The following is a 26,975-nucleotide window of genomic DNA, read 5'->3' as shown; positions in this document are numbered from 1 at the left end:
TGGCTTCAAGTTGTCATGCCCGTTCGGAGTATCCGGAAAACATCGAGAGCACCCGAGCCATCTCCGGTCCGATGACCGCCATGGCCGGTGCCTCGATCATCTCGTTGTGTCCGCATCGCACCGGTACCTCCACGATCCGGCCCGTCACGAGCGGACGCCATTCCTGTGGCGACCTCTCCCGCGGAATCGTGTCGTCTTTTCCGTCAGCCGGGAAGATCAGCAGGTCTCCCTCGTAGATCTGGGGAACGAACTGGTGCGTGATTCTCTGCGAAGTCTCGTACCCTCTGGCAATCCGCTCGAGGTCCCGACCGTCGACTCCCGTCTCGGGCCCGAGCCTCCGGGCCAACACGGCCGCCGCCTCGTCGAAGGTCAGATCTCGGTCGGTCTCGATCTCGAGGCCGAGTCCTCGCAGTAGGTCTCGGACGTCGAGTGCGGCTGACGCAGAGGCATCGCCGTTGTCGGGGTAGCTGTCCATCATCGTCAGTGTGGCAACTTCGCGGCCGGACGATTGCAGTTCGACGGCCATGGCGTGCGCGATGACTCCGCCGAGGGACCAACCGAGCAAGTCGTACGGCCCGTCCGGCGAAACGGCTTCCATCTCTTCGACGTAGCGATGCGCCAACTGTTCGATCGACTGATAGTCACCGTCGTCGCTGAGTGCGGGTAGCTGAAGTCCGTACACCGGTCGGTCCTCGGGCAGATACCGCACCAAACCGGCGTACCCCCAGGACAGGCCGATACCAGGGTGCACACAGAACAGCGGTCGCCCACTTCCTTCTGTCCGCAGCGGAACAACCACGGCGAGAAGCTCTTCCATGCCGGCGTCCACTGTCGGCATGTCGAGGCGTCGAGCGATTCCAACGGGTGTCGGGTCGAGGAACATCCACTGAAGCGGAATTCTGCGTTGGAAACGGGAGTGCAGTGCGCTGACGATTCGGGTGGCTACCAGGGAGGACCCGCCCAGGTCGAAGAAGCTGTCGGTAGTGCTCACCCGGCTGACACCCAGAACCTCGACAAACGAGTCGACCACGGCGCGCTCGGTGTCGGTGACCGGCTCGCGGAACTCGGCTGCAGCCGAACTGAATTCGGGTTCCGGTAGAGCCTTTCGGTCGAGCTTGCCCACCGGTGTCATCGGAATCCGCTCGAGAAATACCACTGCCGACGGAACCATGTGCGAGGGAAGTCGGTAGGCTGCGTACGCCCGTATCTCGTCGGTGCCGGTGGCGTCGGCAGCTGACGTACGCACGTACGACACCAGGACCGTTTCACCCGACGGTCCCGTGTAGCCGACAGTCGCGGCGAAGTCCACTGACGGATGGCGTGAGAGAACTGCATCGATTTCCCCGAGTTCGATCCGAAAACCACGGACCTTGACCTGGAAGTCGCTGCGCCCGATGTATTCGAGTGTGTAATGCACTCCATCGCCGGACCCAACGATTTTGGCACTGTCACCGCCGGATTCACGCCAACGCACGACATCTCCGGTGCGGTACATCCGGCGCCCCGGCGATCCGTACAAGCAAGCGACAAATCGTTCCGACGTGAGCGACGCCCGATTATGGTATCCACGTGCCATACCTGGGCCGATGATGTACAACTCCCCCGGCACGCCCACCGGGACGGGCTGCAAACGCTCGTCCAGCACCAGGAAGCCGAAGCCCACTGCCGGCGAGCCGATGTTCACTCCCGCACCGGGTTTCATCGAATCGCTGACACTCGCCTGCACGGTGGTTTCAGTCGGGCCGTAGCCGTTGTGCAGCCTCCGACCCGGCGCCCATTGCGCGACGACCTCCGGCGGGCAGGCCTCGCCCACCAGATCGAGAACACGGAGCGCCTCGAAACCGTTGTCCCCCAACGCCGCCAGCGCGGTCGGTGTAATGGTGGCATGAGTGACCTGCTCGCGCCGGAAAACATCGGCCAATTCGGCGCCACCGTACACAGCAGGCGGAACGATCACGACTTGCGCCGAGGCGCTGAATGCCATCGTCAACTCGAAGATGGAAGCGTCGAAACTCGGCGATGCCAACTGTGAGACATGAGAGTCGCGAGTGACCTCGAACCTCTCACGAGTTTCGGCCGTGAAGCTCGCCAAACCTCGATGAGTAATGTTCACTCCCTTGGGTTTCCCGGTAGATCCCGAGGTGTAGATCAGGTAGGCCGGATGATCGAGGTTCAGTTCACCGGTTCGATCGTCATCGGTGATCGGTTCCGGCGACAGCGCGGCTACCCGCCGGGCGAATTGTGGGTCGTCGAGTTCCAGCCAGGGAACAACGTCGGGTAGGTGAGTTCGGCTGGACTGAACGGTCAAACCGAGCGAGGCTCGGCAATCGGCGAGCATGTATTCGACGCGCTCGCGCGGATAGGCCGGATCGACAGGCACAAAAGCCGCTCCGGCTTTGGTCACCGACCAGATCGCCACCACCGATTCGATCGAGCGAGGCATTCCCAGTGCCACCAAGGTCTCCGGGCCCACACCGCGACCGCACAACTCCCGGGCAACACGATTCGACCACTCGTCCAGGTCGCGATAACTGAGCTGCCGGTTCTCGAGCGACAGGGCCACCGAGTCCGGATCGATCGCCACGGCGTCCGCCAACAACTCAGGCCACAATTTCGGAGGTACTTCGGGGAGCCCATGCGCCGGCGTCAACTCGCGACGTTCAAGATCGCCGAGTAGATCGATGTCACCGATCGGTACCTGCGGATTCCGGGTCACGGCCTCGAGTACACGAACGAACATGTCGGCAAACCCGCTGACCGTACCGGGGTCGAAGAGATCGGTGGCAAAGTCGACGGCTCCGCTCATTCCTCCCGGTGCACCGCGATCGTCGTACTCTTCGGCGAGGAGGAATTCCAGGTCTACCTTCACTACCTCGAGTTCTGGGTCGATCCCGCGGACTTCCAGTCCCGCCAGCTTCAGAATCGGCCGATCGTTGTTCTGGAATTCCAGCGACACCGAGGAAATCGGTGCATAGGCGCTCGACCGTTTCGGCCCGACCGCGTCCACTACCCGCTCGAAGGGAACGTCGGAATGCGCGAACGCGGCGAGGTCGACTTCGCGGCAATGCGCAACCAACTCCCAGAACGATTGAGCCGGGTCGACCTGTGTGCGCAGTGCGAGCGTGCCGACGAACATGCCGACCAGATCATCGAGGGCACGATCTCCCCGGCCGGCGATCGGCGTTCCGATCACGATGTCGTCGGTGCTGCCCAAACGTGCCAGCAAGAGCGCGAGCGCTGCATGCACAGTCATGAATGCAGTGGACTCTTGCTGCCTCGACACGTCTCGGATACGGCGGTGAAGATCACTGCTGATCGAGAAGTGAATCCGCGAGCCGTGAAAACTCTGTTGTGTCGGCCGGTCTCGATCGAGGGGAAGTTCCAAGAGGTCGGGAGCGCCTGACAGTGCGCGTCGCCAGTAAGCCAACTGCTCGGTGATCACCGACCCAGGGTCGTCGCCGGAGCCCAGAATCTCCCGTTGCCAGAGCGCAAAGTCGGCGTACTGGACTGGAAGCGGCGTCCACTGGGGTTCCCTGCCGTACGCGTGGGCCTCGTATGCAATCATCACGTCTCGGGTCAGTGGAGACATCGAGAAGCCGTCAGCCGAGATGTGGTGCACCACTACGGCAAGTACGTGTTCGCGCTCATCGATGGTGAACAACGCTGCCCTCAGGGGAATTCGTGCGGCGACGTCGAAACCGGCCGAGACCATTCGGGCAAGCTCGTCACGGAGATGATGTTCGTCGGTCACCGATGTCTCGGCCAGTTGTGGCAGCGCGGCGCTTTCGGTGGGCACGATGTGCTGGACCGGTCCGTCGCCGTGGACCGGGAACATCGTTCGCAGCGATTCGTGGCGGGCGATGACATCGGACATCGCTGATCTCAAGGCCGGTTTGTCGAGTTCACCGCTCAACCGCACCACGAGCGGAATGTTGTATGCAGGAGAACTGGTGTCGAGTTGATTGACGAACCACATCCGCTGCTGAGCAAACGACAAGGGGATGTTGTCGGGTCGGGGGCGCGGTTCCAGTCGCTCCGACCGTTCGGCGACCGACTGGTCGATCACCGTAGCCAACTCGGCCACCGTCGGCGTATCGAACAGGTCCCGCACGCCGACGGTAGCTCCGAGCACCGCCCGTAGCCTCGCCGCGACCGAAGTGGCGCTCAGAGAATTTCCACCGAGCTCGAAGAAACTGATGTCGGTACCGACTCGTTCGAGGCCGAGCACCTCGGCGAACACGTCCGACACTGCCTGTTGGACCGGGCCGACAGGGGGACGGAAATCCCCTGTGGTCGTCTCGATTTCGGGGCCGGGCAATGCCGAACGGTCAACTTTTCCGACAGCGGTCAATGGTATGTTCTCCAGCACCGTGAGAACGGCAGGCACCATGTGCGAAGGCAAGCGCCGGGCCACGGCGCGAATCAGGAGCCTGGTGTCCAGTCGACCCGCGGTGGGCATGACGTACGACACCAGTCGGGTGTCTCCGGTGGGGGCGGAATCGGCAACCGTAACGGCAAATCCGACGTTGGGCTCCGCCATCAGCACACTGTCGATCTCACCGAGTTCGACACGGAAGCCTCGAACCTTGACCTGGAAGTCGCTTCGCCCGACGTACTCGACACACATGTCCGCCGTCCATCGCACGATGTCGCCGGTGCGGTACATCCGCGTTCCTGGGTCGGCCGGATTGGCAACAAAGCGCTCTGCCGTCAACCCCGGCCTTCGGTGATATCCCCGCGCCACGCCTGGTCCGGCCAGATACAGCTCGCCGGGGACCCCGACGGGAACCGCTTGAAGTCGAGCGTCGAGCACCAGTTCACTGACGCCACTGACAGGTCCACCGATCGTGATGCGTTCCCCGGCGGTCATGGGCGGACTGACGTTGGACATGATCGTTGCTTCGGTCGGTCCGTACGCGTTGTACAGGCGGCGGCCAGGTGCCCAGCGAGCGACGAGATCGGGTGGGCACGCCTCGCCCCCGAATACGACTTCCGAAAGTTGTTCCAGCCCACCCGGGTCCACCGTTGCCAATGCCGCCGTGGTGATGAACGCGTGCGTGACGGCGTGCTCGGCCAGAAGCTGCGCCAGGTCCTCGCCCCCGTAGATCCCGGGTGGAGCGATAACCATCGTCGCCCCGGCGCCGAAAGCCTGCAGATATTCGAAGAGCGACCCGTCGAAACTCGGAGTGGAGAAGTGCAGCGTGCGTGATTGTGGAGTTGCGCCGTAGCGTTCGACCTGGTCTCGGGCGAAGTTGTCGAGCCCTCGCTGTGTGACCACGACTCCCTTGGGCACGCCGGTCGACCCCGAGGTGTACACCACGTAGGCAGCTGAATCCAACCCGATCGGACGGAGTCGGTCGTTGTCGGTCAACGGGCTCCCCGAGAAGTCCTCGCACTTCTTCGTGAAATGCGGATCGTCGAGAATCAGCCACTCCGCGATATCGGGCAATCGATCTCGGCCCGCGGTGGTGGTCAATCCGAAGCTGACCTTCGAATCGATCAGCATGTGATTGATCCGCTCGTCGGGATAGGCGGGATCGATCGGCACGAAAGCAGCGCCCGTCTTGGCGACGGCAAGTATCGACACCACGGACGTGAGAGAACGTGGGACACCGACTGCTACGTAGTCCTCGGTTCCCAGTCCTCGCGAGACCAGCACGCGAGCAATGCGATTGGAGACGATGTCCAGCTCGCCGTAGGTCAGGCTGCCGTCCGCCGATTCCACGGCGAGCGCGTTCGGATCACGCTGGGCTGCCGCGTCGAAGATCTCGGGGAAGATGCGAGACGACCCACCAGCCGTGCCACGGGCCGGCACCAATTCGGCACGTTCGGACGGGGCGAGCACCGACACCACAGCCAAGGGGCGATCCGGCTGGGCACACGCTTCGAGTACACGATGCAGTCGTCCGGCGATCTCTTCGATGTCGGCGGCACCGAAAACCTCGGGTAGGTACTCGAATTTCAGGCGGAGTCTGGTGTCGACCGATGCCACCAGGCTGAGCGGGTAGTGGGCAGCGTCCTTGGCTTCGACATCGGCGATCCGGATCCCCGCAATATCGGTATCGGACGAAAGCCCCTGACGGTCAACGGGATACGATTCGAAGACAGTCAACGTATCGAATCCGGTCTCCGGCCCCGTGGCTACTTGGATCTCGGAAAGCCCGAGATAGTGGTGATCCGACAGCTCTGCTTGCTCGGCCTGGATCCGCGCGAGGAGTGTGCCGATACTTTCTCTCGGGCGCAGAGTGATTCGGACCGGAATTGTGTTGATGAAAAGCCCGATCATGGTTTCGATCCCGGTCAGCTCGGGAGGTCGACCCGACACCGTCGCCCCGAACACCACATCGTCTCTCCCGGTCAGTGCAGCGAGGACGATCCCCCACGATGCCTGAACAATTGTGTTGATCGTCAGTCCGAGTTCACGCGCCATCCCGCGAAGTGAGGTTGTGAACTCCTCGTCCAGATCGAACACCCACTCGGCCGCCATGGTGGAGAGTCGACGAGATCGAACCGCCGGAGCCAACAGCGTCGGTCCTTCGACTCCGCTCAGCGTCCTCGCCCATACAGCTCGAGAAGCTTGCTGATCGCGGCGGCTCATCCAGGTCAGATAGTCGCGATACGCGCGCGCGTGAGGCAAGGCCGCCACTTCACCGTCAGCGGCATAGAGCGTCGCCAACTCCCGGATCAGCAGTGGCATGGACCAGCCGTCCAGAAGGATGTGATGGTTGGTGAGCACCAGCGTGAACTTTTCGGGGGCGAGAGCAATCAGGGTGAATCTGATCAACGGCGCCTGCGCCATGTCGAACGGGCGCGCTCGGTCCTCCGCCAGTGCTCGATCAAGATCCTGATCTGTTGCACCAGTGAGGTCGATTTCCTGCCACGGCGCTGCCACGGCGCTTCGGACCACCTGGACGGCACGGCCGTCCGCGCCGTGAAGGAAGGCGGTACGCAGGTTCTCATGCCTGTGGAGCAGCGCGTCGGCGGCGCGACGCAGGCGCTCCGAATCGACTGCGCCGGCTAGATCGAGAGCCACTTGTACGAGGTATGCGTCGACCGATCGTTCGGCCAGTTCGGCATGGAACAACAACCCCGCTTGCAATGGAGAGAGCGACCATACGTCGGTCAGGTCGGGGCACCGGCTTTCGAGGTCGTCGACCGCGTCCTGTCGAAGATCGACCAGATCGAAGTCCGAGGGTGTGAATCCGCCGCTGTCCGTCGCGTACTCTCCGAGCCCGACCAATGCGTCGAGCCACCACTGCGCCAGTTGCCGAACATCATCCGCGCCCAGAATGTCCGGTGGGAACGTCCAGCTGGCAACGAGCTGCGGGCCGTCCTCGGTATCACTGTTGTCGGTGTCGCTGTCGTCGACGGTCATCACGTTGACCTCGAGGACGCCGGCGAGTGGGAGATCGACGGCCGTAACCGTCCGCAAGTTCTCGTCGCGGATCGGTACCCATCCCGCTGAAGCGTCGGCCTCGGATCCACCGACGCGTCCGAGGTAGTTGAAACTGATCTGGGGCTCCGGAAGTTGCGAAAGGGTGTGTGCCGTTTCGCGGTTCAGATAGCGCAGCAACCCGAAGCCGATGCCGCGGTCCGGCACCGCCCGGAGTTGTTCCTTGACGGCCTTGGCAGCGACGCCCGCGGCCGGGCCGCCGGCGAAGGCGTCGATCGGATCCACTCCGCTCAGATCGATCCGCACCGGGAAGATCGACGTGAACCATCCCACTGTGCGAGCAAGATCTGCCCCGGGAACCACCTGTTCCTCGCGTCCGTGTCCCTCGAGGCTGATCAATGTCTCCGGATTTTCGATCCCGCGCTCCCTATGCCAGCGGACCATCGCAAGAGCCAAAGCCGTCAACAACCCGTCCTCGACGCTCCCGTGAATCGCCTGCGGCACTGTCGTCGACACGGCATCGGTCAATGCCGTGGGAACTCGTACTTCGATGTCGGTGGTGGCCGAGGCGGTGTCCCTCTTCGTCAGGGCGCGCACACCCAGAGTCGGATCTGGACCCGCGAGCACCTCTCGCCAATAGTCGAGTTCAGCAACCCGATCCGGCTCGCGCGCGGCGTCGACGAGGCCACGTGCCCATCGACGCATCGAGGTCCCGACCGGAGCCAGTGACGGGTCGACGCCTGATTGCACCTGCGCACAGGCAAGTGCAAGATCGGGGATCAGGATTCGCCAGGAAACACCGTCCGTCACCAGATGGTGCGCTACCAGTAGCAACCGTTTCTGGCGCTGTCCTTCCTTTTGAATCTGTCCGTCGGTGTCGAGCAGGACTGCCTGCACCATCACACCTGTCTCCGGGTCGAGCCGCCCCAGAGCTGCGTCGAGTTCAGCCGAGACCGTCTCCGCGGCAGCACCCTCCAGGCTCGCGTGGCGTACGACGGTCTCCGCCCGCACCGTACCTGCTGGCGCAACGTCCATCCGCCGAGCGGATTCAGGATGCAGCGTCGCCCGGATGCCCGCGCGGAGGATGTCGTGGTGGTCCAGCACGGCCTGCATCGCCTGTGTCAGCGTGACCTCGTCGAGCGTGGCAGGAACCGCGAGGAGAACAGATTGTGAGTACCGCCGAAAGTCTCCGCCGCGATCGAGCATCCATTCCGCGATCGGTGTCAACTCGATCTCCCCGACGCCGCCACCGGGCAACTCGTCGAGAACAGCGTGACCGCCAGACGTACCGGCCGTCTCGGACAGCGCCGCAACGGTTTTGCGTTCGAATACCTCGCGCGGTGAGATCAAAACTCCGGCAGACTTGGCTCGCGTCACCAACTGGATGGACATGATCGAGTCACCGCCGAGAGTGAAGAACGAATCGTCGACCCCCACCTCGCCGAGTCCCAGAACCTCGGCGAACAGGCCCGCAAGGATGCTTTCCGTCTCGGAGGCGGGGCCACGACTCACGGTTGTCTGTAGCCCGAAGTCAGGTTCAGGCAACGCTTTCCGGTCGAGTTTGCCGTTCACCGTCAGCGGCAACGCCTCGAGAACCGTCACGACAGCGGGGACCATGTGTGCCGCCAACCTCTGTGAGAGATACTCGAGCAACGCCGCCGGAGAGACAGTGGCAACGGCCTCCGGCACCACGTAGCCCACCAACCGGTCTCTGCGAGCCACGACCGCCGCCTGAGACACGCCCACTCCGGAGAGCAGCGCAGCCTCCACCTCGCCGAGTTCGATTCGGTACCCCTTCACCTGCACCTGCAGATCGTTTCGTCCGAGGTACTCCAGCTGCCCGCTGTCGTTCCAGCGCCCCAGGTCACCGGATCGATACATACGCGCCCCACTGACGGTGAGATCGGGAATGAACCGCGCGGAGGTCAGACCGGACCGGCCGAGGTATCCGCGTGAAACCTGATCGCCGCAGACATACAGTTCACCCACCACACCGGGCGGCACCGGGTGCAACCGCTGATCCAACACATACACACGCAATCCGGGCAACGCCCGACCGATCACCGAGGCCGATCCGTCACGCGCCAGCTCACGATCGAGCGGTAGGTGGCTGACGTGCACCGTGGTCTCCGTGATGCCGTACATGTTGACCAGATCTGGTGACGACGTCCCATGGCGGGCGTACCAGCGCGTCAACTGTCCGAAGTCGAGGGCTTCTCCACCGAAGATCACGTAGCGCAATGACAGGGCCGCGCTCCCGATACGCCGGTCGGCTTCCGCCAATTGATAGAAGGCAGTGGGAGTTTGATTGAGCACCGTGACACGTTCGTGCCGTAGCAATTCGAGGAATGCCTCTGGTGAACGGGCCGTGAAGTAGTCGACCAGCACCAGCCGGCCACCGTGTGCGAGTGCGCCCCACATTTCCCAGACCGAGAAGTCGAATGCCTCGGAATGGAACATCGTCCACACATCGCCGCTGCCGAAGCCGAAGAGCGCTCCGGTGTTTGCCAGCAACGTCACGACACTGCGGTGGGAAACCTGCACCCCCTTCGGACGCCCAGTAGACCCCGAGGTGTAAATCACGTAGGCCACCGAATCGGGTCGGAGCGGTCGCAGCCGGTCTTGGTCGGTCACCGGAAACGGAGAACTCCTAAGCAGCGCTTCGAGAATCGCCGGGTCGTCCACGGCAATCACTGGAATCTCGTTGTCTGCGATTGCGTCACTGTCTCGTATGTCGGCGCCGTCGGCCCCAGTGGTCAGCACACACTTCGGCGCGGAGTCACGCAGCACGAAGTCCACCCGGTCGACCGGAGAAGTCAGGTCCACCGGTAGGTATCCGCCACCCGCCTTCACCACCGCCAGCAATGCCACCACCAGGTCGATCGAGCGGGTCATCGCGACTGCCACCAGGGTTTCCGGCACCACACCCTGAGCCACCAACAGTCGAGCGAGGCGGTTTGCTCGCTCGTCGAGTTCGCCGTAGGTGACGGACAATCCGTCGCAGCGCACCGCCACGGCATCACCGGACGTCAGCACCGCACGATCGAAGAGATCCGACAGCGAATCCTCGTGGGTTCCGACGCCCGAGACCGAGGCCGAGCCCGAGGCCGAGGCCGAGGCCGAGGCCGAGGGCGCAACCAGCATCTCGCTGTATTCGCCGGCCAGAAGTATGTCGATGTCGCCGACGACTGCCGACGGATCCTCGATCACGGCGCCGATCACTCTCTCGAAGCGCTCCGCGATGCGCGTCACCGATACTCGATCGAAAATATCTGTTGCATAACGGAAACCGGCGCTGATACCGGCCGGCCCACCGTGCTCGTCGACGTGTTCCATCACACTCAGTTGTAGATCGAATTTTGCAACCGCGAGATCGATGTCGAGCGAGCGAGCCGTCAGTTCCGGCAATTCGAAGCTCAGTCCCGTATCGGTCTGGAATTCGAGGAGTACTTGAAAGAGGGGTGAATGCGCGGTGGAACGGTCGGGCGAGAGGTCATCCACCAACCTCTCGAAGGCAATGTCTGCATGGTCGAGTGCACCGAGATCCGTTGACCGCACCGCGGCCAACACCTCGGCAAAGGTTGCTCCGGATTCGACGGGTGTGCGAAGCACGAGCGTATTGACGAACATCCCGACCACATCGTCGAACACCGAAGCACCGCGCCCTGCGACCGGAGTGCCGATCACTACGTCGTCCGACGCCGAAAGCCGTGCCAGCAACACCGCGAGCGCCGCATGCATCACCATGAACAGGGACGCAGCATTCTGGTGTGCGAGGTCGGTCAAAACTCGATGGATCTCGGGTGAGAAGTCCATCGAAACCACCGCGCCCTCGGTAGACCGTTTCGGCGTTCGTGGTCGGTCGAGAGGGAGCGGCAAGACTTCTGGAATATCCGACAGCTTCGCTGTCCAGTAATCGAATTCATCCGACGTCGACGTTCCCGGACCAACTTCTGCGTCGAGGATCTCCCGCTGCCACAGACTGTAGTCGGCATACTGGATGGGCAGTGGCTCCCAGTCCGGATTCTGCTCCTGAGCACGGGATGTATAGGCGCGCATCAGGTCACGTGCCAGTGGCGCCATCGAGAAACCGTCCGCGGCGATGTGGTGGACGACGATCGCAAGAACATGCTGCTCCGGCCCGATTCGGAGTAACCTCACGTGCAGCGGGAACTCTTCGGCCACATCGAATCCGACGTCGAAGAACGCGTGCAAATCCGTAAAAAGCCGCTCACCGGAAATCGGGACGGGGTGGATTCGAGGAGCAGCGAGCGCTGGTTCGGCGATCACCTGGTGGGGCCCGTTCGCGGACGTCGGGAAGATCGTTCGAAGGGTTTCGTGCCGTTCCACCACATCACCCAGTGCGGCTTGGAGCGCACCCGAATCCAGGAAGCCGTCCAGTTGTAGTGCGACGGGGATGTTGTAAAGCGGAGACGAGGTGTCGAACTGGTTGACGAACCACATGCGCGCCTGTGAGAGCGATAGCGGAATATGTTCTGGCCGGGTCTTACCCGCGATTTCTGAAATCCTCGAACCTTCCGGCCCCGAACCTTCCAGCCCTGAACCTCGCAGCACAGCTTGCAGCTGATCGATCGATGCCGCCAGATCAGCGACCACGGGAGTGTCGAACAAGGCCTTCACACCGACATTCGTGCTCGATTCGGATCTGATGCGCGCTGCGACGCGAGTGGCGCTGAGCGAGTCTCCACCCAGTTCGAAGAAATTGTCGTCGGCGCCCACCTGGTCGAGATCGAGCACCTCGGCGATGGCTCGAGCGACCAGAACTTCGGCTCGTGTGCTCGGCGTCCGATAGTCCGCGGCGGTAAAAGTAGTGTCCGGGAGGGCTTTACGGTCCAACTTCCCATGCACCGTCACCGGAAACTCCCCCAACACCACCACCACCGACGGCACCATGAACCCCGGAAGAGACCTCCGCACCCCCTCCAACACCACCACCTCATCGACCACCGCCCCCACCTCACCCACCACAAACCCCACCAAAAAATCCCCACCCACACCCGACCGCAACACCACCACCGCACCAGCCACCCCCACCTGAGCAGCCAACACCGCCTCCACCTCACCCAACTCCACCCGCTGCCCCCGCACCTTCACCTGAAAATCCGTGCGCCCCAAAAACTCCAACACCCCACCACACCCCCACCGCACCACATCCCCCGTCCGATACACCCGAGCACCCACCACCCCCGACACCGGATCCGCCACAAACCGACCCACCGTCAAATCCACACGACCCTCATACCCCCGAGCCACCTGCACCCCACCCACATACAACTCCCCCACCACACCCACCGGAACCGGCCGCAACCGCGAATCCAACACCAACACCCGCGTATTCCACACCGGCCGACCAATCGGAACACCCACCCCCACAACACCATCCACCACATGAAACGTCACATCCACCGACGCCTCCGTCGGCCCGTACAAATTCACCAACTCCGCACCACACACCCCCGCAAACCGCCCCGCCAACACCGACGACAAACCCTCACCCGACACAAACACCCGACGCACACTCGAACACCCCACCACCACCGAAGGCTCCCCCACGAACACCTCCAACATCGACGGCACAAAATGCACCACCGACACCCCCCACCGCTCGATCACACTCACCAAATACACCGGATCACGATGCCCACCCGGATCCGCCACCACCAACCGCGCACCCACCATCAACGGCCAAAACAACTCCCATACCGACACATCGAACGACACCGGCGTCTTCTGCAACACCACATCCCCCACACCCAACGGAAACTCCCCCTGCATCCACAACAACCGATTCACCACCCCCGCATGCGAAACCACCACCCCCTTCGGACGACCCGTCGACCCCGACGTGAACATCACATAGACCGCATGCTCAGGCAACAACACCCCCAACCGATCCCCCACCCCCACCGGATCACCCGAAAACCCCGAAACATCAACACAACCCACATCAACAAACCCCACCCCCACCGGCAAACACCCACCATCACCACCCCGCGACAACACCACCACCGGATCCACCACCCCCACCACAAACCCCACCCGCTCCACCGGCGCACCCACATCCACCGGAACAAACACCCCACCAGCCCGCACCACCGCAAACACCGCCACCAACAACTCCACCGACCGCGACAACACCACACACACCCGCGACTCCGGACCCACCCCCAACGAAATCAACAACCGCGCAAAACGATTCACCCGAACATCAAACTCACCCCACGACAACACCACCCCACCACACACCAACCCCCCACCACCCACACCAGCAAACCGACCATCCAACACATCCACCAACGTCAAACCCCCCACCGCAACCCCCACACCATCCCAACCACCCACCACCAACCCACGCTCACCGGCGACCAACACGTCGACCTCACCGACCGGTGTATCCGCGTTCGCTGCAAAGGCGGCAAGAATCCGCGACATTCGCTGTGCAATGGTGCCGACCGCGGCGCGGTCGAATGCCGCCGGCTGATACCGCAGGCTCACCTGCAGCGTCGGTTCCGCGACCGACAGCACGGTGAGCGGGTAATGCGTGGCGTCGCGGGCATTCACAGCGGTGACGCGCATACCGGCTATGTCGGTGTTCCCGTCCACCCCCGAGGTATCGATCGGATACGACTCGAAGACCGACAGTGTGTCGAACAAATTGCCTGTCCCTACGGCAGATTGAATCGCGCCGAGTCCGACATAGTGATGATCGAGCAGGGCTGTCTGCTCGCCTTGTAGTCGCGCGAGCAGCTGTGCACACGTCTCGTCCGGATCCAGTTGCACGCGGACAGGCAATGTGTTGATCAGCAGCCCCATCATGTTTTCCACACCAGGCAATTCAGGTGAGCGGCCCGACACTGTGACGCCGAAGACTACGTCTTCGCGGGAAAGCATTCGAGACAACAGGACACCCCACGCCGCTTGGATCACCGTGTTCATCGTGATCCCGCTCCGCTGGACGAGCGCACCGAGTCCGTCGAGGACCGAATCGGGCAGATCGACGGTGACCTCTTCGGGTACCACCTGATCGGCGGTCGGCGTCGAAGCCGCCAACAACGTCGGCTCGTCGACGCCTTCCATGGCGTCCTCCCAGACCGCGAGCGAGGTCTCGATGTCGCGGTGCGCCAACCATTCCAGATAGGTGCGGTACGACGGAGTCTGGGGCTGATCGGCCGGGACGCTCTCGACCGGGAGACTGTCGTCCGCGTATCTCATCAGCAGTTCGCGTACCAGCAACGGCATCGACCAACCGTCGAGAACGATGTGATGGTTTGTCACCACCAACACGCACCTCGTCGGCGAGGTTCGCAGCAACGTCAGCCGAAGCAGTGGCGGCGAGGCGAGGTCGAAGGGTGCGCTGCGATCCTCGTCGAGGCGGCGCTCCAGCTCTGCTTCGGTTGCCGATCCGCAATCACTCAGGTCGACCTCGGTCCAGGGAATCATTGCATCGTCGACAATCAACTGCACCGGTAGGCCGTGTGCGTCGTAGACGAACGCTGCACACAGATTCGGGTGGTTTGCCAGTAGTCCGGCAGCAGCGCCGCGCAAACGCTCGGAATCAACCGCTCCTTCCAGCTCGACGCACAACTGCGCTGTGTAGACGTCCGTCGACGTGGCCGCCAGTGAGGCATGGAACATCAGCCCGGCCTGAAGGGGCGACACCGACCAGACATCGTGCAATCCGGGGAAGTCGTTCTCCCAGCGTTCGATCTGTTGTTGGGCGACCGAGACCAGGGGAATGTCCGACGGCGTCAGACCGCCCGCATCAGGTCGCGATGCGTGCGCGGTGAGTCCGTCGAGCGCACGACGCCACAGTTCCGCGAACTCCGCGATGTCAGACCTGTCGAGCACTCCGCGGGGAAAGGTGAAAGATGCTGTCAGGCAGGGCCCGTCGACATGGTCCTCAACCGCCGCGTTGATGTCGATCACGGACGCCACAGGCATGGACCGATTCTGGGTTCCGCCGAGCTTTCGATTGCCCTCCACCGGCAGCCAGTCCTGTGTTCCGTCAGAGGAGCTGATCCGGCCCAGATAGTTGAAACTGATCTGAGGAGAACGGAATCGGCCGAGTGGTTCGCTCCCGCCCGACAGGTAGCGCAACATCCCGAATCCGATTCCATGATCGGGGATCGCACGCACGTATTCCTTGACGGCTTTGAGAGCCCGTCCGGCGTCGGCGCCACCTGCCAGCGCGTCGTCGACGTCGAGTCCGCCGAGGTCCACGCGCACCGGGTAGAGCGTGGTGAACCAACCAACGGTGCGCGCGAGGTCTGCGCCAGGAACCGCTCCTTCCTCGCGGCCGTGTCCTTCGAGCGTGATCAGGGCGGCAGCGGTATCCATACCGCGGCGTCGTCGCCACTCGATCGAGGCCAACGCAACAGCAGTGAGGAGTCCGTCGTTCACGCCGGCGTGGAATGCCGCAGGAACCGTGGTGAGTAGGTTCGTGGTCACCGGAGGCGGGATGTCCACTGTGACGGTGTCGACCGTGCCGTCGACGTCGATCGTGGGATCGATTGGGCGCGAACCGATCAGCGGGTCATCGCCGTCAAGGATCGTTTTCCACATGTCCCGTTCGACGCCCCGGTCGCCCACGTGCTCGACAAGCCCGTGCGCCCATCGCCGGAACGACGTTCCGATCTGTGGCAGTTCGGGCGTGACACCGGCCCGGAGTTGTGCTGTCACCGTCGCCAGGTCGGTGACCAGAATGCGCCACGAGACGCCGTCGACAACCAGGTGATGAATCACCACAAGTAGTCGGCCCCGCTGGTTCGACAAGTCGGGTTTGTCGACCAGGTCGAACCAGATCACGCGCACCATGTCGGCCGCGGCGGCATCCAAGCTGTCGGCAGCGGCCTCGAGCTCTCCCGACGCCAAGGCCCTGAAACGTTCGTCGTCCACCGAACCGACAGCTACTCGATGGATCAGTCCTTCGGCCGAGATCGAGCCGGGTGGTAGGACTTCCATGACCCGGTCACTCTCGCCCAAGCGCGCTCGAAGCATTCCGTGGCGGTCCAGCAACACCTGGAGACCACGGACAAGGAGATCCTGGGTGAGATCAGCGGGAGCTGTCAGCAAGAGCGCCTGGGAGAACCGTTTCAATTCGCCGCCACGCAGCCCGCCACTGCTGCGGTCGAGCATCCACTGCGCCACCGGGCTCAGTGGAACAGTTCCGACAGCGGATCCGGGTAGCTCCACGAGCACATCAGGACCGTCCTGCTCCACGTGCGCCGACTCGGCAAGCGCAGCAACAGATTTGTGGTCGAATACGTCTCGGGGCGAGATGATCACACCAGCATCGCGAGCGCGGGCCACCAATTGGATGGACATGATGCTGTCTCCGCCGAGCTCGAAGAAGGAATCGTGCACTCCTACGGTGTCCAGGCCGAGAACCTGCGCGAACAGAGCGGCAAGAAGATTCTCGGTTTCCGTTCGCGGTGTCCGGTCGGGTGTGGCCGTGGACGAGAAATCGGGTGCGGGAAGCGCTGCGCGGTCCAGTTTTCCGTGAACCGTCAGCGGAAGTGCGTCGAGCACCACCACCGCCGCAGGCACCATATACGACGGCAGACGCTTGCCTGCATGCGCGAGGACGTCTCGCGGATCGACACTCGCTCCGCGATCGGGAACCACGTATCCGATCAACCGATCCCTGCCGTTCAACCGATCCCTGCCGTCGCCGTTCCAGACGCCCGTCACCGCCTGGGCCACGCGCGGGTGCGTCTGCAGTGCCACCTCGACTTCCCCGAGTTCGATGCGGAACCCACGGACTTTCACTTGGGCATCGGTGCGCCCGAGATACTCCAGCTGTCGGTCGGGCGTCCACCGCACGCGATCGCCCGTGCGATAGATCCGCGTTCCCGGCGCACCGAAGGGATCTGCGACAAACTGCGAGGCGGTCAACGGGGATCGCCGGTGATAGCCGCGAGCGAGAGCCGGTCCGGCAAGATACAACTCTCCCGCGACACCTACCGGCACCGCTCTCAGACGCGAGTCCAGCACTACCTCGCTGAATCCGCGAGTAGGTGCGCCGATGGTGACCGGGTCGTTCGGAGCCAGTGCCGCACTGATGCTCGACACCACAGTTGCCTCGGTAGGACCGTAGGCGTTGAACATCTTTCTGCCCGGCGCCCAGCGGGCCACCAATTCCGGCGGGCAGGCCTCCCCACCTGTCACGACACAACCGACAGTGGTGAGTCCGTCTGGGGCGACGGACGCCAAAGCCGCCGGAGTCACAAAACAATGGGTGACGCGCTCGCGCTCCAGTAACGCCGCCAGCTCCGACCCGCCGTAGACGGTCGGTGGCACGATCACCATCGTGGATCCCGCACCAACGGCCAACATGAGTTCGAGAACCGAAGCGTCGAAACTCGGCGAAGCGAAGTGCAGAGTTCTGGATCGGGTCGTGGCGGCGAATGTCTCGCGCTCCTGGAGAGCAAAGTTGCTCAACCCGCGATGAGTGACCGTCACACCCTTGGGTGTTCCCGTTGATCCCGAGGTGTAAATCAGATAGGCCGGATTGTCGATTCGAATCCGTGCCTTCCGATCCTCGTCGGTGACTTTCGATGGCGAGTACGCCCACAGCCGTTCCTCGAAACCGGCATCGTCGAGGACCAGCCACGGCACGAGGCCGGACAATGCTGCGTGGTGAGCTCGGGTCGTTATCCCCCACGCTGCACCGGAGTCGCCCAGCATGTACTCGATACGTGCAGCAGGAAGTCCCGGGTCCACGGGAAGGAATGCTGCACCTGTCTTGGCAATGGACCACACCGCCAGAACGGACTCGACGGAGCGTGGGAGACACATCGCCACCACCGTTTCGGGAGCCACTCCGGATTCGATCAGCATGCGGGCCAATCGATTCGACTGTGCGTCTAGTTCGAGATAGGTCACTTCACGTTCCTCGAACACCAGCGCGACGGCGCCGAGATCCTGGGCGGTCGCCATATCTGTTGCTGTCGTGAGCAAATCGGGAAGGGTCTGAACAGCGGTGGAGATCACACCTCGCACGGGTACCAGTTCGGCTGACTCACGGGCGTCGAGGATATCGATATCTCCGATCCGCGATTGCGGATCCGTGGTGACGTACTCGAGAATCCGTTGCAGGCGGTCGACGAAGCTCCCCACTGTTTCCTCGTCGAAAATATCTGCGGCATATCCGAATTCAGCACGAATACCATCCGATTCACCGGCGGTGCCAGTGTTCTGCGCCACCGTCAACTGCATATCGAAGGTGATGGTGTCGATCTCGACACCCACGTCGGTCACCTGCAGGTCGGGAAGTTCCAGTGTCGGTCGCTCGATGTCTTGGAACTCCAACATGACTTGAAACAGGGGCGAGTATGCCGTCGAACGTGAAGGATTCACTATCTCGACGACTCGTTCGAACGGCACGTCCGCATGAGTGAAGGCGCTCAGATCTACGTTTCGGACCTGGTCGAGGAACTCCCCGAAAGTCGCGCCGCGGTCCACTGCAGTGCGCAAGACCAACGTGTTGACGAACATGCCCACCAGGTCGTCGAGTTCGCGCTCCCCACGCCCGGCGATCGGAGTTCCGACGGCTACGTCCTCCTCATCGCTGAGCCTCGCCAGCAGCACTGCCAAGGCTGCGTGCACAACCATGAAGACGGTGGCGTTGTGTTTGCGCGACAGGGCAACCACACCGGCATGAACCTCCGGACTGAACTCGAACCGAATCCGTCCGCGTCGAAGCGAACGCACATCACCGCGCGGACGATCGGTCGGAATGTCGAGAACTTCCGGTGCACCCGCAAGATTCTCGACCCAATAGGCGAGCTGTTTCGAGATCAAAGACCGAGAGTCGGATTCCGAACCCAACCAACCACGTTGCCACAACGCATAGTCGGCGTACTGGATCTCGAGCGGCGCCCACCGAGGAGCCTCGCCGCTCACACGGGAGGTGTATGCGCTCATGAGATCTCGGGCCAGCGGTACCGTGGAGAATCCGTCGGCGGCGATGTGGTGAATCACGATCACCAGGACATGCGAGTGGACCTGGTCGTCTCGCCGCAACAAGGTGGCGCGCATCGGGACCTGCTGCAGGACGTCGAAACCATCCGAAACGATCTGCCGGCAACGCTCGCGCAGCTCTTCCTCTCCCTGCACAAGTATCGGTGCAAGATCCGATACCACCTGTGAGGTAGACATGATCACTTGACGCGGGCCGTCGTCAGTGAGAGGAAAAACAGTGCGCAAGGACTCGTGCCGCTCGACGACGTCGACAAATGCCGCGTGAAGTGCACTCAGATTCACTGAGCCGTCGAGCCTCAACGCGCACGCGACGTTGTAGGCGGCGGACTCGGGGTCGAACTGATTCGCAAACCACATTCGCTCCTGCGCCGGCGAAAGTGGGATATCCGTCGTCGCACCCCGCGGCCTCAACGCCGGCTTGGCCCCCTCTCCTCCGCGACACTGCGCCAACTCGGCCAGCGCTGCAACGGTAGAAGCATCGAAGACGTCGCGGATGTCGATCCGTTCGCCGAGAACAGAATTCGCTCGCGCAACCAACCTGACTGCACTCAGAGAGTTCCCACCAAGGGCAAAGAAATCGTCGTACACGCCCACCGTCGACGTTCCCAACAGATCATCGAAGATTGCGGCAACCGTCTCCTCGACCGGCGTTCGCGGCGCAACATACTGCAGCGATCGAGGTTCGAAGTTGACGTCCGGGAGGGCTTTACGATCCAACTTCCCATGCACCGTCACCGGAAACTCCCCCAACACCACCACCACCGACGGCACCATGAACCCCGCAAGAGACCTCCGCACCCCCTCCAACACCACCACCTCATCGACCACCGCCCCCACCTCACCCACCACAAACCCCACCAAAAAATCCCCACCCACACCCGACCGCAACACCACCACCGCACCAGCCACCCCCACCTGAGCAGCCAACACCGCCTCCACCTCACCCAACTCCACCCGCTGCCCCCGCACCTTCACCTGAAAATCCGTGCGCCCCAAAAACTCCAACACCCCACCACACCCCCACCGCACCACATCCCCCGTCCGATACACCCGAGCACCCACCACCCCCGACACCGGATCCGCCACAAACCGACCCACCGTCAAATCCACACGACCCTCATACCCCCGAGCCACCTGCACCCCACCCACATACAACTCCCCCACCACACCCACCGGAACCGGCCGCAACCGCGAATCCAACACCAACACCCGCGTATTCCACACCGGCCGACCAATCGGAACACCCACCCCCACAACACCATCCACCACATGAAACGTCACATCCACCGACGCCTCCGTCGGCCCGTACAAATTCACCAACTCCGCACCACACACCCCCGCAAACCGCCCCGCCAACACCGACGACAAACCCTCACCCGACACAAACACCCGACGCACACTCGAACACCCCACCACCACCGAAGGCTCCCCCACGAACACCTCCAACATCGACGGCACAAAATGCACCACCGACACCCCCCACCGCTCGATCACACTCACCAAATACACCGGATCACGATGCCCACCCGGATCCGCCACCACCAACCGCGCACCCACCATCAACGGCCAAAACAACTCCCATACCGACACATCGAACGACACCGGCGTCTTCTGCAACACCACATCCCCCACACCCAACGGAAACTCCCCCTGCATCCACAACAACCGATTCACCACCCCCGCATGCGAAACCACCACCCCCTTCGGACGACCCGTCGACCCCGACGTGAACATCACATAGACCGCATGCTCAGGCAACAACACCCCCAACCGATCCCCCACCCCCACCGGATCACCCGAAAACCCCGAAACATCAACACAACCCACATCAACAAACCCCACCCCCACCGGCAAACACCCACCATCACCACCCCGCGACAACACCACCACCGGATCCACCACCCCCACCACAAACCCCACCCGCTCCACCGGCGCACCCACATCCACCGGAACAAACACCCCACCAGCCCGCACCACCGCAAACACCGCCACCAACAACTCCACCGACCGCGACAACACCACACACACCCGCGACTCCGGACCCACCCCCAACGAAATCAACAACCGCGCAAAACGATTCACCCGAACATCAAACTCACCCCACGACAACACCACCCCACCACACACCAACCCCCCACCACCCACACCAGCAAACCGACCATCCAACACATCCACCAACGTCAAACCCCCCACCGCAACCCCCACACCATCCCAACCACCCACCACCAACCCACGCTCGGGCGCACCCAGAATCTCCGTATCACCCACTGGGGCAGTTGGATCCGATACGACGGACCGCAGTAGGCGGACGAAGCGCTCCCCGAATTCGGTGACTGTGGTGCGCTCGAAGATATCGGAGGCGTAGGTGAAGGCGGCGTCGAAACCCACCGGGATTCCGTCCTTGCCACGCTTTTCGGAGAGCGACAATTGCAAGTCGAATTTGGCGACACCGATGTCGACTGAAACAACATCGACACCGAGTCCTGGTAGTTCGAGGTGAGGATCTGCGGTGTTCTGAAATTCCAACAGAACCTGGAAGAGCGGTGAATGAGATGGTGAACGCTCCGGAGCAACTGCATCGACGACTCGCTCGAACGGCACCTCGGTTTGCCCGAACGCTGCCAGATCAACTTCGCGAGTTCGTGAAAGGATTTCCTCGAAAGTCGCGGCGGTATCAACGGCGGTTCGCAGGACGACCGTGTTGACGAACATCCCGACCAGATCGTCGAGGACTTGCTCGGCGCGCCCTCCTACCGGAGTGCCGATCGCTATGTCCGGCGAGGCGCTCAGCCGTGCCAACAGAACGGCCAGCACTGCGTGCATCACCATGAACGGTGTCGCGTTGTGATTCCGAGCGAGTTCGAGGAGGTCACTGTGCACGTCTGCGGGCACCGAGAATCGGACCGATTCACCGCGCATGGATCGTTCCGCCGGCCTCGGTCGATCCAGCGGAAGGTCGATCACGTCAGGTAGACCGGACAGGGTGGACGTCCAGTAGTCCAACTGCTTCGCCTGGAGCGTGTCCGGATCGGCGTCACTGCCGAGCAGTTCGATCTGCCATTGGCTGTAGTCGGCGTACTGCACAGGCAAAGGCGGCCAGTCCGGTGCCCGACCGGCAGCCCGCGCCGCGTAGGCGCGGGTCAGGTCGCGGGCCAGCGGCTCGAGTGATGCTCCATCCGCCGAAATATGGTGAACCACCAACGCGAGGACGTGAACGTCCCGAGTGATTCGAAAAAGGGAGCCGCGCACGGGCACGTTCGCGCTCACGTCGAACCCCTCGCGAGCGAGATCGGCGACGCGCCTGTCCAAGGCTTCCTCGTCAACGGATACTTCCCACGCCATCTCCGACGTCACACGTTCCGAAGGAACCACGACCTGATGTGGACCGTCGACCGACGCCGGGTAGACGGTGCGAAGCGATTCATGTCGATCGACAACATCTCCCATCGCGAGTTTCAGCGCAGCCACATCCAACGCCCCTGACAGTCGGACCACCATCGGGATGTTGTAGGCCGGGGACGACGTGTCGAACTGATTGACAAACCACAGGCGTTGTTGCGCCAGAGACACCGGAATCTTGTCCTTGTACGAATGTGTCTGCAGGATTGGACGCTTCGAACGCGAGGGATCAACGCCGGAGGACTTCGCGTCACGCACGTGGAGAGCCAGTGATTCGATCGTCGGTGCTTCGAACAAAGTCCGCACCCCGAAATCGATTGCTTCAGCGGCATTGACTCGTGCGATCAGCTTTGTGGCGATCAGTGAGTTCCCACCCAGCTCGAAGAAGTCGTCACCCGCACCCACCGCCTCAGCACCTAGAACGTCGGCAAAAATCTCGGCCAGCAGTAGTTCTTCGGCGCCCTCGGGCGGGCGAAAGTTGTCCGACCGAGCATCGAACCGAGGTGCCGGTAAGGCAGCGCGATCGACCTTTCCCGATGGAGTTACCGGCAACTCGTCGAGAAGAACAAAGGCCGCAGGAACCATGTACGACGGCACACGGCTCGCGGCGTACTGCGTCAGATCGGCCGTCGAGAGCGCACTTCCGCCGGCAGGCACGACGTACGTGGTAATCATCGTTGTACCGGAGGGAGCCGCACGCGCCACGGTAACTGCATTCTCGACCTGCGGACACGACTGCACGACGCTGTCGATTTCCCCGAGCTCGATACGGAATCCGCGAACTTTCACCTGGAAATCGCTGCGGCCGACGTACTCGAGTGCACGGCCACGGCGCCGCCGCACCAAGTCCCCCGTTCGATACATCCGCCGGCCCGGGAGACCGAACGGGTCGGCCACGAATCGTCCTGCGGTCAACGCATACTTCCGGTGATATCCGCGTGCGAGCGCGTCTCCCGAGATGTACAGCTCGCCCACAACACCGTCGGGGACGGGGTGCAATCGCTGATCGAGCACGATCTCCTCGAAACCGCGGAGCGGACCGCCCACTGTGATGTTCTCCGACGACACCATCGGCTCGCCGATGTTCGACATGACGGTGGTCTCGGTCGGCCCGTAGGCATTGCACAGCCGTCGGCCGGGAGCCCACCGCTGCACAAGATCCGGCGGACAGGCCTCACCACCGACCACCACGTCGCCGAAGTCCGAAAGGCCCTCGGGCGAAACTGTTCCGAGCGCCGCAGTAGTGACAAAACCATGCGTGACACGCTGGGATTCGAGGAAGCGAGACAGCTCGTCACCGCCGTAGATCGTGCTCGGTACAATCACCATGGTCGCTCCGGCCCCGAAAGCCAGCAGGTATTCGAAAATCGAGGCGTCGAAACTCGGGGTCGAGAAGTGCAATGTTCGCGCATCCTGGGTCGCACCGAACCGCGAACGCTGTTCGGCAGCAAGCGCTTCCAGTCCACGATGCGATACCGTCACCCCCTTGGGGAGTCCGGTGGAACCCGAAGTGTAGATCACGTATGCGGGATTGTCGGGCCGGATCGGGTGCACCCGATGGACGTCGGAGATGGAGCGCACGGACAGCCGTGCAAGTCGGCCACGGAACTCAGCGTCGTCGATTGCTATCCAGGAAATCGAATCCGGCAAACGATGAAGTTCGGAAACGACCGTGAGCCCCAGTACGGCGCCGGAATCGTTCAGCATGAAGCGAACACGTTCACCCGGATAGGTCGGATCCACCGGCACGAATGCCGCGCCGGCTTTGGTCACCGCCAACATCGCGACAACCGATTCGATCGAACGCGTCAAACCCAGCGCCACACTGTTTTCCGGACCGATGCCGCGGTCGATCAAGACTCGGGCCAACTTCGACGAACGATCGTCGAGTTCTCGATACGTCAACTCGCCATCGAGATACGACAGGGCCACGCCGTCGGAGTGTGTGCGCGCCGCACCGTCGAACAGTTCGGCCAGGGTGCGGTGCGAAGCGCGAGGGTCACTGCGGACAGGCTGCATCGCGGATCGCTCGTCGTCGGACAAGATGTCGATGTCGCCGACCATCATTGCCGGATCTGTGGTGACGGATTCCAGGACGCGCGCGAACCGCAAACCGAGGCCACGTGCCGTCTCGGCGTCGAACAGATCGGTGGCAAACGCGAGCGTCACCGTGATTCCGGACGGCGTACCCACCTCGTCGAACAGTTCGACTGCAGACACTCCGAGATCGAAGCGGCCGAGGTCGGGAGGGTGCTCGTCAGCGCTGGCGACGGACTCGAACGTCACCTGTATCACCGGCGCATACGCAGGTACATCCTCCACCTCGAGCGACTGCGCCACCTGCTCGAGCCGTATCCCACTGTGCGGCAGCGCATTACTTCGGACCTCGACGACACTGCCCACGAGCGCCGTGAACGGCGTCTCCAGATCGATGCGACTCCGGATGGCAACGATGTTCGTGTCGGATCCCGTCGGCGTACCGATTACCACGTCCGAAGCCCCGGACAATCGGCTCACCACTAGCGCGAAGCCCGTATGTAGGACCGCGCGTGTGTCCGTCCCGAGATCACTTGCCATTTCTGTAATCCGCGCGTGGGTGTCTGCGGCGATCACGACCTCAACCTGTGCACTGTCCAGCGATTGCGTTGCAGGCCTTGGTCGATCGAAGGGAAGTTGCAAAAGTTCGGGCGCCCCGGTGAGCTCATGTCTCCAATACTCGAGGTGCCGCACTTCGCGTTGTCGTCGCTCGCCCTCCCGGGCCGTCGGGCCGTGAATGTCTGCGAGCTCGGCACCGGAATCAGACGCGATCAACTCTTCCAGCAAGCCGACAAAATTCCGGTGGTGCTCGCGTAAACCCGCCTCCTCGTATCGGATCGGGTTTGCCCGGAAGTCGACACGCAGCCTGTCGCCGCTCGGATACACGTTGACCAGAAGGTCTTCCACCGGCCCGGAGGTGACGATGTGATACTCCCCAACCACCTCGCCCAACTGCACCTCCTGGCGAAACAGCATGACGTTGACCATGGGCCCGGCATATGAGTCTTCGCCTTCCAGACCGCTCGTCACGCCTGCGTCCCGACGGATGTCGTCGAGGCTGCAGCGCTGGTGCCGCAATGCACCCATGAGCTCATGCTGGACCTGGGCGAAGAGTTCACCGACGGTGTCGACGGCGGCGACACTGATGAGCAGCGGCGCGACGTTCACCATCATGCCGCCCGAGTCCCGCAACACCGCCGTAGTCCGTCCGGACATCGGAACATGAATCTGGACAGTCTCTTTCGCCGTCATTCGCGAGAGGTACAACGCGAGCGCAGCGACGACCGTTGCAGCGTGGTTCTCGGATTCGTGGAGAAGGGCACAGCTCCGGTCCGACATCAGTGTGCTTTCGAGTCGGCTCTCGATGTGTGCGGGCCCAGAAGCCTCCGCCAAGCTGGATCCGGCACCGACTGTATTGCGCCCTGCCCAGTACTCACGATCGGCAGCGAATCGATCCGACTGTCTGTACCGCTCGTCGATGTCGTACAGCGTGCGCAGTGTCGCGGCACGACTCGGCTGCAGATCTTTTCTCGCCGCCGAGGCCGAGTACCGATGCGCAATGCGGTTCATCATGGTCATGGCACCGAAACCGTCGAGCGCGACATGATGGATACGGCTGTACCACAGATAGTGCGCGTCACCCACGCGCAGCACAGCGGTCGCGACGATTCCGTCGACTGCCAGGTCGAGCTGCGTCCGGCAATCTCGACGCATCCACTCGCGCGCAGCCTCGAAGGGATCCTCGGTCCAGCGGAAGTCGACCAAACCGACCGAGATTTCGGCCTTCTCGTCCACGTACTGCATCGGCTGACCATCGACCTCGATCACTTTGAGCATGGGAGATTGAAACTCGTAAGCAACTGCCCGCGTTTCGCGATCCAGTAATTCGACGTCGAGTTCGCCGCGCAACTCCACGTAGTGCGCTATCAGAATCGGGACTTCGGGATCGAATTGCTGAGCGAACCAGGTTGCCCGTTGGGCGGCCGAGAGCGGGAAGAGGGTCTCATCGAAAGGGTCGGTCCGTCCTACCTCGAGAGGTTTCACAGCGCCCCGCCCCGCATGATCTCCGCGGCCGCCGAGTGCGTAGCCGCGTCCGAATCAACAGCGCGAAAGCAAGAGGCTGATCGCGCCTCTCAAGCAGTCG

General features: G+C 62.7%; 1 protein-coding gene. It reads right to left on the bottom strand.

Going from position 1 to position 26,975, the window contains the following annotated elements; all coding sequences use genetic code 11:
- Nucleotides 1-13 precede the first annotated feature (13 nt).
- Nucleotides 14-26,875 (bottom strand): non-ribosomal peptide synthase/polyketide synthase, encoded by a 26,862-nt coding sequence (locus CPI83_RS13130; protein ID WP_097387317.1) that lies wholly within the window; start codon nucleotides 26,873-26,875, stop codon nucleotides 14-16.
- Nucleotides 26,876-26,975: the final 100 nt, after the last annotated feature.

Origin of the sequence: Rhodococcus sp. H-CA8f, from assembly GCF_002501585.1 — a bacterium.
In the GTDB taxonomy this organism is placed as follows: Bacteria; Actinomycetota; Actinomycetes; order Mycobacteriales; family Mycobacteriaceae; genus Rhodococcus_F; species Rhodococcus_F erythropolis.
Note: the sequence above shows the minus strand (reverse complement) of the source record. Positions and strands in the feature narration are given on the sequence as shown.